This is a genomic window from Roseiconus lacunae (genome assembly GCF_008312935.1).
In the GTDB taxonomy this organism is placed as follows: domain Bacteria; phylum Planctomycetota; class Planctomycetia; order Pirellulales; family Pirellulaceae; genus Stieleria; species Stieleria lacunae.
On sequence record NZ_VSZO01000002.1, the window covers coordinates 229,795 to 247,227 of the forward strand.

8 protein-coding genes and 5 tRNA genes are annotated in these 17,433 nt (G+C 55.4%); 1 reads left to right on the forward strand and 12 read right to left on the reverse strand.

Features of this window, described 5'->3' with window-relative positions:
* Positions 1 to 274: 274 nt before the first annotated feature.
* The 12 genes from FYC48_RS07235 to FYC48_RS07290 form a co-directional block, all read right to left on the reverse strand.
* A complete protein-coding gene (locus tag FYC48_RS07235) occupies positions 275 to 5,137 on the reverse strand; it encodes a DUF4011 domain-containing protein (protein ID WP_160149379.1) in 4,863 nt (1,620 codons plus the stop codon).
* Positions 5,138 to 5,711: 574 nt separating this feature from the next.
* Positions 5,712 to 6,950: a hypothetical protein gene (locus FYC48_RS07240; RefSeq protein WP_149496032.1), complete on the reverse strand. Its 1,239-nt coding sequence runs from the start codon at positions 6,948 to 6,950 to the stop codon at positions 5,712 to 5,714.
* Between the two features lie 358 nt (positions 6,951 to 7,308).
* Positions 7,309 to 7,734: a 50S ribosomal protein L11 gene (gene rplK, locus FYC48_RS07245; RefSeq protein ID WP_149496033.1), complete on the reverse strand. Its 426-nt coding sequence runs from the start codon at positions 7,732 to 7,734 to the stop codon at positions 7,309 to 7,311.
* A 56-nt stretch (positions 7,735 to 7,790) separates the two neighbouring features.
* The gene (gene nusG / locus FYC48_RS07250) at positions 7,791 to 8,474 is read right to left on the reverse strand and encodes a transcription termination/antitermination protein NusG (RefSeq protein WP_149496034.1); all 684 of its coding nucleotides are present in this window, start codon (positions 8,472 to 8,474) and stop codon (positions 7,791 to 7,793) included.
* A gap of 80 nt (positions 8,475 to 8,554) precedes the next feature.
* Entirely contained in the window at positions 8,555 to 9,013 is a 459-nt protein-coding gene (secE, locus tag FYC48_RS07255; RefSeq protein WP_149496035.1) for a preprotein translocase subunit SecE, read from the reverse strand.
* 234 nt (positions 9,014 to 9,247) lie between these two features.
* Positions 9,248 to 9,320: transfer RNA gene (locus FYC48_RS07260), tRNA-Trp, on the reverse strand.
* Between the two features lie 144 nt (positions 9,321 to 9,464).
* Positions 9,465 to 10,661: an elongation factor Tu gene (tuf, locus tag FYC48_RS07265; RefSeq protein WP_149496036.1), complete on the reverse strand. Its 1,197-nt coding sequence runs from the start codon at positions 10,659 to 10,661 to the stop codon at positions 9,465 to 9,467.
* Between the two features lie 361 nt (positions 10,662 to 11,022).
* Positions 11,023 to 11,094 (reverse strand) — tRNA-Thr (locus FYC48_RS07270).
* Positions 11,095 to 11,162: 68 nt separating this feature from the next.
* A tRNA-Gly gene (locus FYC48_RS07275) sits at positions 11,163 to 11,233 on the reverse strand.
* A gap of 78 nt (positions 11,234 to 11,311) precedes the next feature.
* Positions 11,312 to 11,393 (reverse strand) — tRNA-Tyr (locus tag FYC48_RS07280).
* A 317-nt stretch (positions 11,394 to 11,710) separates the two neighbouring features.
* Positions 11,711 to 11,783, reverse strand: a tRNA-Thr gene (locus FYC48_RS07285).
* 712 nt (positions 11,784 to 12,495) lie between these two features.
* Positions 12,496 to 15,543, reverse strand: a complete 3,048-nt coding sequence (locus FYC48_RS07290) for a DUF11 domain-containing protein (protein WP_149496037.1) — start codon at positions 15,541 to 15,543, stop codon at positions 12,496 to 12,498.
* Positions 15,544 to 16,151: 608 nt separating this feature from the next.
* Here FYC48_RS07290 and FYC48_RS07295 point away from each other — a divergent pair.
* Positions 16,152 to 17,243, forward strand: coding sequence for a hypothetical protein (locus FYC48_RS07295; protein ID WP_235034128.1), 1,092 nt, complete (start codon positions 16,152 to 16,154; stop codon positions 17,241 to 17,243).
* Positions 17,244 to 17,433 lie beyond the last annotated feature (190 nt).

The following is a 17,433-nucleotide window of genomic DNA, read 5'->3' on the forward strand; positions in this document are numbered from 1 at the left end:
CGTCTTCACCACCCAAATTTGGAAACTTCGAGTCGCACTGCGATCGTGCGACCGCGAATATTCTAAGCGCGAACGCCTCTACCGTCACGCGTCAATCCTTTTGGTCACCGGGCAATCGGTTGTGACATGAGAATCAATCCAGAACGGTGATCCGATCGGATTTGGGCTTGTTGCTGGAAGGGAACGCTCCCGTTTGAGAAAAACAAGCAAGTGACTTCGCCGGTTCGAAAACGTTTTCATCGCCAGACTTTTGTGTCATAGCCTTGGGCTCCCCTTATCGATTGGTTGCCACGTTAGCCGCGACAAACAAGTCACCAGATCGATCTTCGATCGCTCCGCTTTGGATCAAGTGCTTGATCTGTTGCTCGACATTAGATTGCAGAGTTTTTCCGTTGCTGACTCCTAGCAGCTTTGCGACCGATGCTTTGGTTTCGGTCAGATTGGTACCGATCTGCTGTTCGATCACCACTGTGATCGCATGACGCAGTTCTTCGGGAGCGATGTAATCCGCACTGCGCAGTTTGGCATTGTCTAATTGCTTTCGATAGCGAATCGGAAACGTGCGTTGATCAGCTTGATAAACAAAGTCGCCTTTCTGGCAAGCCACGCCGGCGTTGATCCATTGCCGGACGACATTTGCCACTCGTTTTTTTAGCGACGCGACAAGTCGCCCCTGACCACAATTGCTGATCATTCGACGTCCAAGTTCATCGAGATGGATGGGTGACTCCTGGCTCAGAATCTCGCCGGCCAGTAACTCGAACATTGCGTCATCCAGGTCGGTGGGGCTGATTCCGAGATCAAATTGCTGTAGCGATGTTTCGACATAGTCTTCCCGCGAGGTCCCATAAAAGTTCTGTACTTGGGGAGTGTCTTCGCGGTCGATCTCGATCGGCTCGGAAGAAGGCGAGTCGGATTCAAATTCAGGTGACTTAGTAGATTTGTCCCCTTCGTCGAGAGCTTTCCAGTGCAGCTTTGCCTCTTCGAGTGCGGCGAGCGTTTTCTCGATTTGTTCTTCTGGTCGTTGAAACCAGTCGGTGCTCCAGATTCGATGGATGTGCCAACCACGAGCCTCAAGGACCTGTTGACGAATCCGATCACGATCGCGAACCCAACGTGCGCTATGGTATTGGGCTCCATCGCATTCGATTCCCATCAGGTATCGCCCACCGCGATCGGGATCCCGAATGGCAAGGTCGATGAAGAAGCCACCGACACCGATTTGATGATCTAATTCTAAGCCTCGATTGCGCAGTGCCTTGGCCACCTGTTCCTCAAATACGCTGTCGGCCCCGCCGTGCGACTTGGCGGCGTCCAGACGTCCGTGTTCGGCGTAGTGCAGGAACATTTTTAGTGCCGCGATGCCTTCGCTTTGCGTGCGAGACAGATCGATATCATCAGACTTGATTGACGTGAAGACATGGCACGCCGATGCGGCACGACTGATCAAGACATTCAGGCGACGTTCACCGCCTTGGCGATTCAATGGACCAAAACTGTGTGCGAAATAGTTGTCTTCATCGCGTGCATAGCCAATCGAGATAAAGATAACATCGCGTTGATCCCCCTGAACGTTTTCCAAACTTTTGACGAAAAACGGTTCAACGCCCCCGGCGTTAAAGAACTGTTCGACGGAGTCATCTTCTTTGCGGCGCCGTTCGATTTCATCCCGGATGGCATCCCGCTGGGCGGCGCTAAACGTTGCAACACCGAGCGAAAGTTCTGGATGGCGACGAGCGTGTTCCAAGACTGCGTCAGCTACCGCGATTGCTTCGTTTCGGTTGGTACGCGATCCGCCACGGTCGTAGCAACCGTCCGCAACATAACGAAACTTCAAGCCCAAATCGTCTCCGCCATCGAACGGACTGGGAACGATATAAAGTCGATCATCGTAAAACTGTCGGTTGCTGACAGCGATCAACGACTCGTGCCGACTACGATAGTGCCAACGCAACATTCGACTGGGTAGCCCACGGGCTTCGCACAGCCCGAGGATGCTTTCCAAGTCACTTGCATTTTCGATTCCGTCGTCATCGTCTTCGATCCGTTCATCTGCCATCCGACCGAAAAAATCAGACGGTGGCAGTTGCCGTTGGTCTCCGACAACGACGATTTGTTTGCTGCGAGCGATCGCCCCCAGCGCGTCGACGGGCTGAACCTGACTTGCCTCGTCGATCACTAATAAATCAAATTCAACTGCCCCCGGTTCCAGGTATTGAGCGACCGACAGTGGGCTCATCATAAAAACAGGCTTGATCCGCTGAATGGCATGGCCGGCTTCGCGAATTAAACGACGTAACGGCATGTGCCGGCGTTTCTTGTTTGCTTCGTGTAGCACAACGCTCATTTGACCGCCGTCGGCAGACCGTGCGGGCATGAATTCGTGATGCTTGCGGGCCACATCGACTCGACTTTGTTCGATCCGATCGAGATCTAAGTCCGCAAATCGAGAACGTTGTTTTTCGTACGTCTCTCCATGAAAGTCACCCAGCGCTGGACGCTCTTTCCAGGCAGTCGCCAGGATCGCATCGCAGCGCAATAGTTCCAATTGTTCGGCGACGTCGCCCGCGACGAGTTGGCCTGATTCGATCTCATCACCAAGTTTCCCAAGGCCGAGCGAGCGTAGCTTTGTGACCCGTGACATCGTTGCCAGATAGTGACTGAGTTGCTCGCCCGCGACTCGCCATTGATTCAAACGCTCGATCCAACCAGTTAATTTTGCCGAACGAGCGTCATTGGCACCGAAGGTTTTTTGAAAGTCAATCGCCAAGGTTGTCGAGATTGTCTTCAGCGCCCCGTCGATATGTTTGAACTGTTTGAAGATGACGGCGAGTGGGGCATCGCTGAAACCTTTATCAGCCAGCTTTGCGGCGAGGCGTCGCGCGTGTGCTCGCCCCAACTCGGATTGCATCGATTCTTTTACCCAGGCAACAAGTTCGATTACTTGAACGACCGGCGTGTCCGTACCATTCCATAGTTGACCGAGCAGGGGTTGGGCCCACGCTGTCGCTTGATCAATTTGACGCTGCAACTTTTGCACCGTGATAATTTGATCGACCAGTTCGATACGATCGTCGGCGCCATTGGGAATCGTTCCATTACAAACACCTCGCAGTGATGCGACCGCATCGCGATAACCGCGATTGAAAAACCGCAACCAGCTTTTGCCATGCCCAGCGATCGCAATCCGAATCGGTGCCCATTCGAGCGACCACGCCGCATCATTGATCCGACCTTCAAGCGTCTTTCGCCGGGTCTGGAACTGTTCCAAGTCGGCAAGCAATCGTTCAAGCTTTTCGAGCTCTGACTCCCAGGAGGAATGTTGCAATGCCGCGCGATCGGCGAATGCCGGGCAACGCTTGATCAACCGAGCGATCTTGGCGATTTCCGCAGTACCTAGCAGCGAATTCGCGCTGGGTAAATCCATCTGGTTTGCTAACTCATGATTCGCTTGTAGCAGTTGCCCCAGGCGATCGAGCAGATCGGGAAACGAAGCAAGCAAGCGTTCGACATTCGCTGGTGTCATCGGCTTGCAGCAGACACCATACCAGGGGTGAGCCGACGGCGTCCCAGATGCCGAAAGAAGTTGGTCGAGTTCATGCGAGAGCTGACTGACTTGTGCGAACTGTTCGGCCGACCAATCGCATAAAGCAGCGATCCGATAGGCCGGCGCAGATCGCCCTTGCTGCTGAAGTCGCAACCATCGCCCCATCGCATGGTAAGGCGAACGCTCGCTTTGACCGACAGGTGTGTGAAGCAATTGATCATGACGCCGCAGTTGGCGAGCGGACGAACGCAGCTCATTCGCCGTTTCGCCGGAGACCGTTTTAGGCGTCCCAAGTTCGAGCGTTGATTTTAAATCCTCGAGTACTTCGCTCTTACGAGTTTTATGGCTGTGCAGCTCCAGTGTCATCGGTCCTAAACCGACTGCGTCTAACCGGCGTTTGACGACATCGAGCGCGGCCATTTTCTCGGCCACGAACAGCACGCGTTTGCCGGCGTGCACGGCCGCGGCAATCGCGTTGGTAATGGTCTGTGATTTCCCGGTCCCCGGCGGCCCCTGAACAACCAAGTTTCGTCCGCGGATAATCTCTTCGATCACCACTGCCTGCGATGAATCGGCATCCGTCACATGCACCACATCAGCCGGATTGATCATTTCATCGATCGGATCGTCGTCGCCGCAAAGCGGTGGCAGAAGTGTCGATTCACCAAAGCCCTGGCCTAACAAACCGGCGAGCAATTCGTTGTTTTCTAGTCCCTGATCGTCAGGCCACGCCGAAGGTGACAAGTCACGAAACATCAAAAACTTGGTGAACGAAAAGAACCAGAGCAAGATCTCGTTGTCGAGCACCTGCCACCCCTCGCGGCCATCGATCAACTCACGGATCTGGTCAAAGTACCTGCTTGGACTCCAATCGTCGTCGTCGGTGACTTCTTCGGGAAGATCCGGGAGTGACAAATCAAAGTCCTGCCGCAAGCGAGCCTGGATCGACAGGTTCGTGACAATTTCAGCGTCACGGAAACTGAGACGAAACTTGCTACGTGCCGAATGACGTGACATCTCGACGGGGATCAAGAGCAAGGGCGCGTATCGATTGACTTCTGAATTTGGTGATTCTCGCCACTGCAAAAAACCACAAGCCAGGTAAAGAATACTGGTGCCTTGTTCTTCTTCCGCCGTCCTAGCTTCATAAAAGATCTTTAAAAGACGGTCGTCAAGCGAGTCGGCCGAGACCTGCGTCTGTAAAAACAGATCCGTGTGCCGAGCGGCGACCAACGGTTCACCACCGGGCGATTCCTCCGTTGAATGCAAGTTCGACCGAGACTCGACAATGCCCTGCCCGGAACTGCGGCTCCGGAGCTCGGAGACAGAGTTCGGTGAGTCGGCATCGAAGCTTCGCACGAACTCCGTCCGCTCGGGGTCTTCGTCTGGATCAGGTATCGAGTTCGATGGCAAAAACGACATCGTCTTGCCTTGGCGAACGATCAGGTCGAACAACTGGTCACTTCGTTCATCCTCAATCTGCAACCAGCTTTTTCGTTTGCCGTCCAGCGGCGTGTGAACCAGCCGATTTCGTGCGGTCAACTCTAAAAGATCACGGCGCGTTTTTTCAATAACGGCGGCAAGTTCCACTTCCGATTCCCCCCAGACTCCCAACTCTTGTGCCTAGTGCTTTGTTCCAGTTCATTTTGGATTAGCCGATTGGCGTTCGCCACGATTGCGACGCAATCACCGGAGCTGACGTCTCGCAGGAAACGCAGTTCGGCCGTAGCGAATGCCGCATGACCCGAGCTAGAGCCTTTGGAACAAAGCACTAGGCGAACATACTACCACGCTCGTCGGTAAGGACGGTCGAACCTCAGTGCTCTGCCGAATTTGCAATCACGATTTGACGATTTCAATGAACAATCCACTCGGCCGGATTGTGCGGACGTGATGGTTTGATGTGTGGCATTTTTCAGTGGCATTGTTTTAGCGACATAGATGTTGGGCAAACCCATCAAGCCGAATTACGGATCTGAAAACTCGCTCTCCGCGAAGGAAGCGGATAACTTCAAAGCGATCACTATCGCAGTGGATAGGAAAAGATTGGGGCACGGTTGTGCCTGAAATTGGCCGCTGGCTTTAGCCACGGATGTGTCGCTTTAAACGCGACCGTCAACTTCGTTGAACACTTGGCAATTCGGCCGTCACGGGTGACCTCGCGTTAGACCTCGCTGATGACCGCATACTGTCGGCGTCCCGATTTACCGATCCAAAGAACGACAGGCTTGTCACCACAGTTTCGATAGCGACGTTCAAGAGTGTTGGCGTCACCGGCTGCACCGCGCGTTTTGACCCGCTGCGGATAACAATTCATTTGACGCAACGTTCGACGCAATTTCCGGTCGTCACTACTACCCGACCAGAGAATCCGTTTGCAGATTGCGTTTGCGGTATCGATCGAGGCATCAGAGGTAAGAAATCCGGAGGGGCCGCCCAGCGTTTTCGCGTCGTAGGCAACAGCAAAGGCATCCGTTAGTCCTGCCGCCCGAATTGCGGCATCGGGGTCGATCATGAACTGCAGCGGCTGAGCGACGTGTGGGGCAGTGTCGGAGCCGAGCAATTTGGCTGTCACATGAAATACGATTGCATCGCCGTCTTCGGAAATCGTTACCGCACTACGTCCTCCACCGGCGAGTGAAACCTCTAAGTCATCGCTCGCTTTTGCGATCGACTCGCCAAACAGAACCGACTGCTCACGAACGCTACCACGGAGCGAGATCCAAACGCGATGCCGCTCTGGACGATCCTCTAGCGATGCAGCGGGAGCGATTTTGACCACCCCACCACAAGCTTTCTCGGCAATCTTTTCGACTGCATCCCACGTCGGAGAATAATAATCGACATGAGTCGTGCGCCCTCCGTCACGACGGCGGTCGGGGTCAAGATGCACCCACGAGCGATCGCCAATCAGTTGCTCTTCGGCGCGACCAATGAGGACTGTCCAATTACGATCAAGCCTGGATCCATTTCCGTTCGCTAAATTTCGATCGGCCATCGCCGCGATCAAAGCGTCAGCATCGACCGCTTGAAGATTCACCACTTTCGTGCTCGACGTTGTCAATGCGATCGCGTCAGCACCGATTCCACAACACAGATCGTAAACATCCCCATCGCCAGTCCAGCGAGATTTTCGCTGGGCAACCGCGATTGGCGTCGACTGCGCAAGCGATCGCTCATCGCACCACCAGAACCCTTCGCCTAGCTTGCGTTTGGCTTTGCCCTGAACCGCCAGAACAGCGGTTGCTAGTCCGTAGTCGTCATCGCTCAAATGACCTCGAATCGCTCGCATGAGATCATGCGACGAGAGGTCTTGTTGCTGCAGCGCGATCGGCTTTAGCACTGCCTCGAGTCTGACAAGCCGATCGAGGTTGAACTGGAAGAGGTCACCCGGTATTGCCATTCGATCGAGCTATTGTGGCCCGGACCAGAAGACGCAATCGATCATGAAGGTCGCCATGATGACGAAAATTTAAGACCATCGCCCGGGGCACGTGATCTAAACAATCCGCCGATTCGAGTGTCAGCCCCACGCATCGCAGCGAGTGCCTCGTTCCAACACGATTTTTGGATTAGCCGTATGGCGTTAGCTACAATTTCGGTGCAATAACCGGGGCTAACGCCCGTCGGCTGATGGGCCAAACGCAAGCATAACTCTAGGATTAGCCGCTTGGCGTTAGCCACGGTTTCGGTGCATCAACCGGGGCAAATACCCGTCGGTTGATGACTCGCACCCGTGTTTTTCAATACGAAACGAAGCCCTAACCTTCGACTTCGATGCCCATGCTGCGAGCGGTACCTTCGATCATGCGGACCGCTTGATCCATCGTTCGCGCGTTCAGGTCAGCCATCTTCTTGGTGGCAATGTCTTCACACTGGGCGCGGGTGACTTTGGCGACCTTGTCCAAGTTGGGCACACCACTGCCTTTTGCGATTCCGGCAGCTTGCTTCAGCAGCGAGGCGGCCGGTGGGCTCTTGGTGATGAATTCGAAACTACGGTCATTGTAAACCGTCACGATTACGGGAATTGGGGTCCCGTTGTACTCTTTGGTACGATCGTTGAACGCTTGGACGAATTGGCCCAGGTTGACACCAAACTTACCGAGGGAGGTACCGACGGGAGGTGCGGGAGTGGCTTGTCCACCAGGAACTTGAAACTTTGCTTGGCCGGTAACTTGCTTTGCCATGACTGCTTAATTGTCTTCGAGACGTTTTGTTGATATTTGGAGGGCCGATAGGTTACTTACAGTGGCTCAACTTGCCAGTGGTGTAGCTCCATCGGAACGCTCCGACCAAAGATATTGATAATCACGGTCACGCGACCGTTCGCTTCATCGACTGCGTCGACGTCACCTTCCTGGTTCTCAAAATTCCCTTCTTTCACACGCACTCGGTCACCAACCTTGAAGGGGATACCGACTTTAATCGGCGCGTCCTCTTCGTCCTCGGTTTCGGGACGATTGATGAAGCGATCGACATCCAACGGATCCATTGGCATTGGCTTTCCGGCCGATCCGGTGAAGTCACTAATGCCACCGGTTTCGCGGACGAGAAACCACGTGTCATCGTTGATTGCCATCCGGGCCATAATGTAGCCGGGAAGGAGCTTGCGTTTAGTGATTCGTTTTTTTCCGTCACGTGTAAACGTCGCCACGTCTTCGCTCGGCACGACCACCTCGCCGAAGAACTCTTCCATGCCTTCCATCTTGATCCGCTTTCGCAGTGCGTCGGCGATGGAATCTTCACGGTTAAAAGCAACCTTGAGGATGTACCAATCCATTTCGACCGCGTCTTCATCGACGTGGACGTCGTCGCTTGCCGATTCAGTGGCAGCCGCTTCGGTCGCATCATCACCTTCGGACGAGACTTCCGATTCCGAATTCAACTCGGTTTCATCGGGTTCGATGGGTTGCGGTTCTTCCGACATAAGATGATGGGGGGAGTGTTTTGGATTCGATGAGACGTTGGCGGCAAATCGCATCGCCAACGCTGACGAGCGACAATCGGTTAAGCCGTTGCCCACAGCATGTTGAAGAATGCCTGCCAGAAGATATCAAACAGGAATAGCGAGACGGCGAGGATCACAATTGTCAAGATGACAACGATCGAGGCTCGCTTCACTTCGTCCCGGGCCGGCCAACTTACCTTTTTCATCTCCGCTTCGACGGCGATCAAAAAGTCCGCGAACATCGGCCAGTTTACGAGACGGAAGCCGATCCAAAAACCGATCAACAGGATTGCGCCTGGGGCACCAACGACCAGCAGGTTACTGCTAAACGACCCGTTGAGCGTCGAGTAGAGCGACCAGCAACCGAGGGCGACGATGACCCAAATCGACAACGCCGTTAATTGACGAACGACGCGTCCTTGATTGGGCTTGAACACACTCGTATGGAACAGTTCGCTGAGCAGCGAGCCGCCACTGGCAGTCGAATTCGCGTTACTCCCGGCGATATCTCGAGACACGGTAGGTCCTTGTGTTGGTAGTGGCCGATCACTGGCCGACGGAAAATGCCCCAGCGGACAGCTCCTCGATTTCGAGGGGCCACTCGACGTCACTGTCACGCACCGTAATGGTGCGTCCGCGCCGCCAACGGGCCCGAATCGACAGGGGATCCTGACGGGTCATGGGCGTTAACGAGATCATCGTACTGGCAAGCCCCGTCTTGGCACCAGACCAGCAAAATGACTGTTAAAAAGCAGGAGTGGAGGGACTCGAACCCCCAGCCGCTGGTTTTGGAAACCAGAGCTCTGCCAATTGAGCTACACTCCTTTGCCAAAGTGTCCACATCTGTGAGCCACTTCGGTGACGTATTCTAACGCAGAGAACCAACGTCCCGACAGGCGGTCCGCTGGCTCTCCGGTGGATTTCTCTAAGATTTGACCGGTGGGCACCGGCCCCATCGGTTAGCCGAGACTACTCGACGATCTTGGTGACAACGCCCGAACCAACGGTACGGCCGCCTTCACGAATCGCGAAGCGAACACCGTCGTCCATCGCGATCGGCTTGTGCAATTCGACGGTCACTTTGACATTGTCGCCGGGCATGCACATTTCAGCACCTTCCAAATTCGCCGTTCCGGTCACGTCAGTGGTACGGAAGTAGAACTGAGGACGGTAACCGCTGAAGAACGGCGTATGGCGTCCGCCTTCGTCTTTGCTCAAGCAATAGACTTCGGCTTCGAACTTGGTGTGCGGGGTGATCGAACCTGGCTTCGCCAAGACTTGACCACGCTGAATCTCTTCACGCTTGACACCACGCAGGAGGCAACCGACGTTGTCACCGGCACGACCTTCGTTCATTTCCTTGCGGAACATTTCAACGCCGGTGCAGGTTGTCTTCGCTGAGTCGCTTTTCAGACCAACGATCTCGACTTCTTCGCCGACTTTGATGACACCACGCTCGATACGACCCGTCGCCACGGTACCGCGACCTTCGATCGAGAAAACGTCTTCGATCGCCATCAAAAACGGCTTGTCGTCTTCGCGAGTGGGCTCTGGGATGTACTCATCCAGAGCGTCCATCAAGTCGCTGATGCACTTGCTAGCCTCAGGATCGGCGGGGTTGTTGTAAGCCGGCAACGACGAACCTTGGATGACGGGGACGTCATCGCCGGGGAAGTCGTACTTGCTAAGCAGTTCGCGGGCTTCCAACTCAACCAACTCCAGCAATTCTGGATCGTCGACCAAGTCACACTTGTTCAAGTAAACAACGATGTAAGGAACACCGACCTGACGAGCCAAGAGGACGTGCTCTTTCGTCTGAGGCATCGGGCCGTCCGCGGCCGAAACGACCAAGATCGCTCCGTCCATCTGAGCCGCACCGGTGATCATGTTCTTGACGAAGTCAGCGTGACCGGGGCAGTCGATGTGAGCGTAGTGGCGGTTATCGGATTCGTACTCGACGTGAGCCACTGCGATCGTCACAGTCTTTGTTTCGTCACGAACGGTACCACCCTTGGCGATATCCGAATAACCCTTCGCTTCCGCCAGGCCCTTTGCGGCTTGGACGGCTAGGATAGCGCCGGTCGTGGTTGTTTTACCGTGGTCAATGTGTCCAATCGTGCCGACGTTAACGTGGGGCTTGGTCCGTTCAAATTGTGCCTTGGCCATTTCTTACTCACCTGTGTCCGGCGACTTGCTACCAGCCCGAGGATACGCCCCAGGCGAGCCCATCAACACGGCGGCCGCGTTCACACCCACGGAAGTTCGCCACGCCAACGGTCGCAACGACCGAACGTTTTCTTCTAAACAGACAGAAAATCGTATCCACGAACGTCCACCACGGACGCTGTGGGAATTGCTTTACATGGCCGATGGGAGGATCATTCTTGCCCACCACCGGCGAGGGTGCGTAGTTGTTGCGAAAAGTCTCGATTCTTGCAATTGCTGATTGCGAAAAATCAACAAGATCGGCACGAACTTTCCAGTTTTGAATTCCCGGAAAGGCGGCGACGATTTCGCGTGCCCGACAAGCTGCTGATGGGACTTGAACCCATGACCTCTTCCTTACCAAGGAAGTGCTCTACCGCTGAGCTACAGCAGCAACGGTCGGTATTGGCCGTTGCCAGCCGTACCCTCGATCGGCCGTCGACTGAGCGACGGCAAACGAAGAGCGGGTGAAGGGAATCGAACCCTCGTATTCAGCTTGGAAGGCTGCTGCACTACCATTGTGCTACACCCGCTTTCTGGAAGACTTCCTTCGCCGCGACCGATGAGTCAGGAGATTCACTCTCCTGCCTTCCAGTTTCAACAGTCGCAAATGGGGGCTATTGGATTCGAACCAATGTAGGCGTAGCCAGCGGATTTACAGTCCGCCCCCTTTAACCACTCGGGCAAACCCCCTTTCGTCCTTTCGAACGCGATTCTCTCTCTCGGCGATTCCGTGCTGCGTATTCTCGCTGTTTCCGTGCTGTTAAATTCCGTCGGGGTCGCCGCCGGACAGTTTCTCATTCTTAGGTTTGCCGTTTTAGCCAGTTTCGGTCATCCCGTCACTGGGGCTAGTCAACTTAGTTTGCCGAAGAACCTCTCGGAAGCTTTAAAAACACAGGACGCAAGCCGACGGCGGTCACCGCAAGCCCAACAAATCCCTGAGTCTTCGACCACTCGCCAAACGCAAATCCGTTCGACTCACGGTTCTCGGACAGGTCCTCAGTCAACAAAGCCAGCGGAGGGACTCGAACCCACGGCCGGCTGATTACAAATCAGCTGCTCTACCAACTGAGCTACGCTGGCAATGGTTGTTCGCCAAAGCCGACACTCCAAATCGCAGCCAATGCGGTCGTATCGCACCACAATCGCTGAGAGACGCAGAGTTTAGCAATCGATCGATTTGGGGCAAGCCGGATTTGGAATCAACTTGACGCAAATACTTTGACCGCCAATCGACTCCTCTTCGACACGCAGGTCCGATCGACGGTTCGGCCTTCCTTTCGGATCCGCCTCGCCACGCTTCGAACCAACCCCGCTTTGAACCAAGTCTGGCTCGGCAGGTACGCAATCATTCGGCATGATCTCGCCCCGGCATGAGACTCTTTGTGCCTTTTTGAGCCCCGGGAACACACGAGAAAGCTCTCGCCGACGGGGACGCGACACGCGAGTGGTGTTTTTGGGACGAGAAATCAGGCTGTTTTTGTTCATCAAATGAGGAGCCATTGCAATCGTCAGGCGAAGTCTGCGAAGGCAAACTTTTTTGCCCAGAGCACACTCCCGACTCCCCATCCCGCGCCGCGGTGATCTCGAAGCTCCCCTGACTTGTGCTTTTTCGCCAACCATTTGACCACACAGGCCCGATGCTAGGACCGGCCCGATGCTAGGACCGGCCCGATGCTAGGACCGGCCCGACGCGAGCGTTTGGCTTGCGACTTCCGGATCGGTGCGGCATCGCTGCCAGCGGTACAACCTTATTGCTTGATCGAGTTCTCGAAGGATTCGGTCAAACGCGTCCCTATCGGTCCGCGTAAACCATGATGCTTTCTTCTTTGGTGACTCGCACGTTGGACTGATCGCTGATCACAAAGGCTTTCACCAAGTGACGTCCCGGTGCGACACCCTTCGCTTTTACCCGATAGACGACTTCGTCGTTTGCCTTGAGCAGTTGACGGGGTGAAAAGCTAACGATCCCGTTGCCTTGGGCGGTAAAATCGCCTTGTTCGGCAAGCGTCAATCCTTCTGGCAATTGCAGCGCGACGTTTACGTTGTTGTCATCACGCGACCCTGTATTGGCCACTCGAATTTCATACGTTGTCACCCCACCTACTTCGATCGGATCGGCGGTATCGGCAATCGAGAAGGTCAATTCAGCCAGCGAATCGACGACCACTTGGGAATCCGCGACCGTCTTCACGCCCAAGTCTGCACTCGCTTCACTTCTCAGCACACGATTGCCTTCCTCGACGGGCAACAAGGTGACTTGGACCTTGCCCCATTCTCCGGCGGGCAGTTCCTCCAGTGACCAGAACACGGCATGTCGTGCCGGGTCGTACTGGCCTTCGAAGTTCGTTTTGACGAACGTGAATCCTCGATCGAGCTGAAGACTTAAATCAACGTTGTCTGCCGGTGCAGTCCCAACGTTGTCGATCCGAAGCTCATACGTTGCCTGACGCTCCAGATATCGCCGTGATGGTCCTGCGAGTGCCAGTTTTAGATCAGGGGAAACCACGTTCACGGAAACAGAATGGGTGGTTTCCAGACCGTCGTCGGCCTTCACACGAATGGTGTTTTCAATCACGCCGGGCTTGACCGCCTTCATCCGCAACACTTGCCGCCGCACCTCACCCGGTCGCAACGACCCGATCAAGTTGTCGAGTTGCTTTCCGGCTGGGTGGGACAATCCCTCTGGAACGTCCTCTTGAAGCAAGACGCCTGTCGCTTCACCACTCCCCGGATTGCTCACCTCCAGCTCGATCTCAAGTTGTTGACCGATCAGCACTTTTTCGGGTGCACGCTGAACGATTTTCAGCTCCGGACGTGTACTGACCGTGCGGACCGACGCTGCCGCTTGGAACGCGACGCGGGCAACGCTGCCAAGCTCGCCTTCCTGCTGCGGTGTCAACTGCAGTGTGATCGTACGTTCCTGGCCAGCTTCTAAATCACCGAGTTCCCAATACAGTTCCGGTTGGTATTTCGGGTTTGGTCGTGGGGTCGCATCGGTCAGCACCGTCCCTTGGGGAACGCGATCGAACACTTGAACGTTCAATGCTTTTGCGTTGCCGACATTTCGGACCGTGATCACGAAGGACGCCGGCTTGCCGACTTTGACTTCTTGGGGGGCTCGTTTTTCGATGATCACCGAAGGCGCTTGCGGACCGTCTAAGTTCCGCTCGCCCGGTGATGCCAAGGTCACCCCCGAAGGATTCTCCGACGCCGCATTTTGTTGTTTAAATCCGGCCGGGTGGTAGATCGAATTGTTCAGCGCTGGGTTGGTTTGCGATGCATTGGTTTGCTGTCCTTGTCCCGGGAAAGCCTGCGTGGGCGGCCCTTGTCCGGGAAGCGAATGAGCAGGCAATTGTGGCAATTGCTGCGTATCACCATACCCCGACGGCATTGCCGTTCCGCCGATAGGACCGGTTTGCACACTTCCCATTCGCAGATTTGGCGACTGCTGCCCACCACTGGGCGATGGGGCATTTTGTTGTGCAAACGCAGGCAGCTGCCCGGCTTGATCGGTTGCTGGATAACCACCCGCACCCGGATTAGGACCGGCGCCGACGGGGATTTCGAACTGGCCACCTGTTTGGGCAAACTCGCCGGTCGGCCCGCCGTTGGGATAACCATTGCCAGCGTATCCAGTGTGGTCCGCTGGCCCTGAGAAATTTGCAGCGGAAGCTTGATCAAAACCACCGAATTGATCTGCTTGCCCAGACGCGCCCACTCGACCTGTCAAGCCAACGGGTTCGGAAACGCTGCCATCGGCACCCACGATTTTTGGACTCGATGCAAAGCCGATCGCCGCTTGCGGGGCATGATTGTCGGTCGCATTCATCGCCGGATGCCCCATCGAATCCGGGTTGATTTTAATCGTGCTCGACGGTGCCTCGGCCAAACGGATCGCTTGGTTGTCCGAACCTGGCATCACGGGTGCCAGCATTGCGGCGGGTCGACCAGACGCCGGGTTGGCGGTGTCGGCCAATCCCGGTGTTGGCATTGGGATCGAATCAGATTCTCCCATCATCCCCGCAGCGGACGGATCAAACGATGCTCCGCTGTCCATTGTCATCGCCGGCGCGTGATCGGCGAAGCCTTCATCACCACCAAAATCGCCGCGAAGATCATTTCCACCACGGAGATCGTTTACCGGCGCGTTGCCGCTAGCGATCGACATCGCGGGAGCTGCACCTTGCGCCCCGGCGTTGCTTGACGTCGCGTCGTGACGCTGCGCGGTATCGTGTTGGGCTGTATCGTATTGGGCTGTGTCGGCGAATTGAATCGACGACATTCGTGGTTGGCTTGGCATCCCCGCAGGCATATCGGCTGTTGTGGGCAACCCGATCGCAAAGTTGGGGCCCGCACCGCCAGCGGTTTCTGTTGCTTGTGGAACGGCCAAAGGCTCGTTCCCATCGCCAGACGCGTCCATCGGAGGCATTTCATCGAAGCCCGGCAGACGCATGCTCGGCCCGGACTCAGAAACGCCAGACATCGACGGCGTACCGGCAGGCAGTGCCATCGCGGCGTCGGCTGCCTCGGTGTGCTGCACCAGACGAACCGAATCGTCTGAGGAACTTTTGGCCTTGCCTTCCTCGCCCGAAGCGTCAAACGGTTTAAGCGCTGAAGCCTCGGCAGGGTCCGCGCTCACCAAGTCGTTCGTCGTTGCTGGATCAGTGTTGTCGAGATCCGCAAGGCCAACCGGCATCGCCGCGTTAGCTTGAGGAATGTTTTCTTCGGTCCAGGCCGATTCAGTTGCCGCGAGCTTCTCTTTCTGTGATTGGGCGGCCATGATGGCGCCCGTCAAAATTGTCACAACACCTGCGGCGAGTCGAACGCCAAACGCTTTCATGGGTCACAATCCGTTGGTGAAAAAACCGTCCTGGTCCTTCTTGAAAGGTTGGCTTTAGCAAAAATGGCAGGGAGATGAAAAGTGCGGTTAAAGAATTCCCAGCAGCCGGCGCGTTCTCTCTGCCCCGCGTTGATGGTTTCCGTCGCCTTCATTCTGGGTTTGCCCACGGGCACACGGCCACGGTTGAGCTGGGATCAACGATCACCAACGCCAGTTGCTGATCGTTGAGAGTGATTCATTTGAAACAAAGCACTGGGACCGTCGCTTTTGCCGGCGTTTTCCTGGCGAGAAAATGCCGTTGCCCCCCAACGACGGCAAATGGCCAGCGATTTTTCGTGAACATCAAACATTTTTTGCTTGAGGGATCGAGACCGAGTGAGGGTCGATCCTGATCGATTGTGCCGGTACGTCACGAAACACACGGCGACCAACGGTCATCCCAGCCCACCCCCCGGTTCAGCGCTGTCAAGGTTTTCGGATTGCCAAACTTTTGACATCAAAATTTGACGACCGTATGGGCTGTTCGACGCTCGGGGTTTCGCATCGGGTCAAAAGTCATCGCTTCCGATTTGGTCCAACACCGAACCGATCACACGGAGGCGAAAAAGATGAGATCAACGGTACGAAATAGACTTCAGAAATTAGTGTTGGCGATCGCCATTGCCACCGGTGCCGGGCCCGCCGCGAACGCAGCCGGCCTAGGGCTGCTCGGTGGCGGTTGTGATTCGTCGGGATGCTGCGACACCCTCGGGTGTGACGGTGACTGCGGATGTGCGACCGGATGCGATTCATCCTGCTTCGATCCTGGATGTTGTGATCGCGGTTGCGATTCCGGCTGCATGTCGTCCTGTGGGGATAACTTGCTGGCCGGCCTGATCAAGCCGACCGATCATTGCTTTGACGACTTTGTCAGCCCAATGATCAACTTTGTCCACTTCGAGGATCCACGTACATTGACCGAGATCCGCCCGATCTTTGTCAATCACTGGATTCCCGATCGGATCGGCAACAACGTGTCTGCCGGCGGGACCGTGCAATTGCTAGCGATGCAATTTCGAGTCGCGTTGACGGAGCGTTTGAGCTTAATCGGTGTCAAAGACGGCTATATCTGGGGTAATACTGACGGAACGTTAGGCACCCTATTAGATGATGGCTGGGCTTCGGTGTCGGCTGGCTTGAAGTACAACTTGCTTCGTGATTCGCAAAGCGGCACGCTGTTTTCGGTTGGGGGGACTTACGAACTCCCGATCGGCAGCCAAGACGCTTTGCAGGACATCGGCGATGGCGAATTCCACCTGTTCGCGACAGGTGGGCAGCGTCTACTCGATGGCAATGCCCACGTGATGTCGGCATTCGGATGGCGGGTTCCTGCAGATGATTCCGTACAAACCGAGTCGATTCACTGGTCCAATCACGCCGACTTGAAAATCACCGATCGCGTCTACCTGTTAACAGAGGTGGCGTGGTGGCACTGGACCGAAGGGGCGAGCGCCGGAACACCACTCGGCGTCGCCGGTCAAGACTTGTTCAATTTGTCAGCGAGTGACGTCGCTGGGAACGATCTGGTGACTCAATCGGTCGGCATGAAATACAAGCCAAATTGCTCGACCGAGTATGGGCTTGCCTACGAATTTCCATTGACGGAATTCAAAGACGTGATCGAAAGCCGTTTGCAAGTCGAAGCGATTTATCGTTTCTAACCAAACAGCTGGTGCTCTGTTCCGGTTCGATCTCAGGGCTAGCCGAATGGCGTTCGCCACGGTTTCCGAGCAATCAGGCGGGACTATCGCACGTCAGTTGAAGTCTCGCACCCGAACTTTCGATTGGAACGGAGCACTAAAAGGGGATTTAACATCGCAAAGCGTCGCCATCGCTTTTCCGAGTGACTTC

Bases quoted from the DNA above. Each gene is read 5' to 3' on its own strand.
- FYC48_RS07240 (WP_149496032.1), bottom strand. From the start codon at position 6,950: ATGGCAATACCGGGTGACCTCTTCCAGTTCAACCTCGATCGGCTTGTC.
- rplK (WP_149496033.1), bottom strand. From the start codon at position 7,734: ATGGCAAAGCAAGTTACCGGCCAAGCAAAGTTTCAAGTTCCTGGTGGA.
- nusG (WP_149496034.1), bottom strand. From the start codon at position 8,474: ATGTCGGAAGAACCGCAACCCATCGAACCCGATGAAACCGAGTTGAAT.
- tuf (WP_149496036.1), bottom strand. From the start codon at position 10,661: ATGGCCAAGGCACAATTTGAACGGACCAAGCCCCACGTTAACGTCGGC.
- FYC48_RS07290 (WP_149496037.1), bottom strand. From the start codon at position 15,543: ATGAAAGCGTTTGGCGTTCGACTCGCCGCAGGTGTTGTGACAATTTTG.
- FYC48_RS07295 (WP_235034128.1), top strand. From the start codon at position 16,152: ATGAGATCAACGGTACGAAATAGACTTCAGAAATTAGTGTTGGCGATC.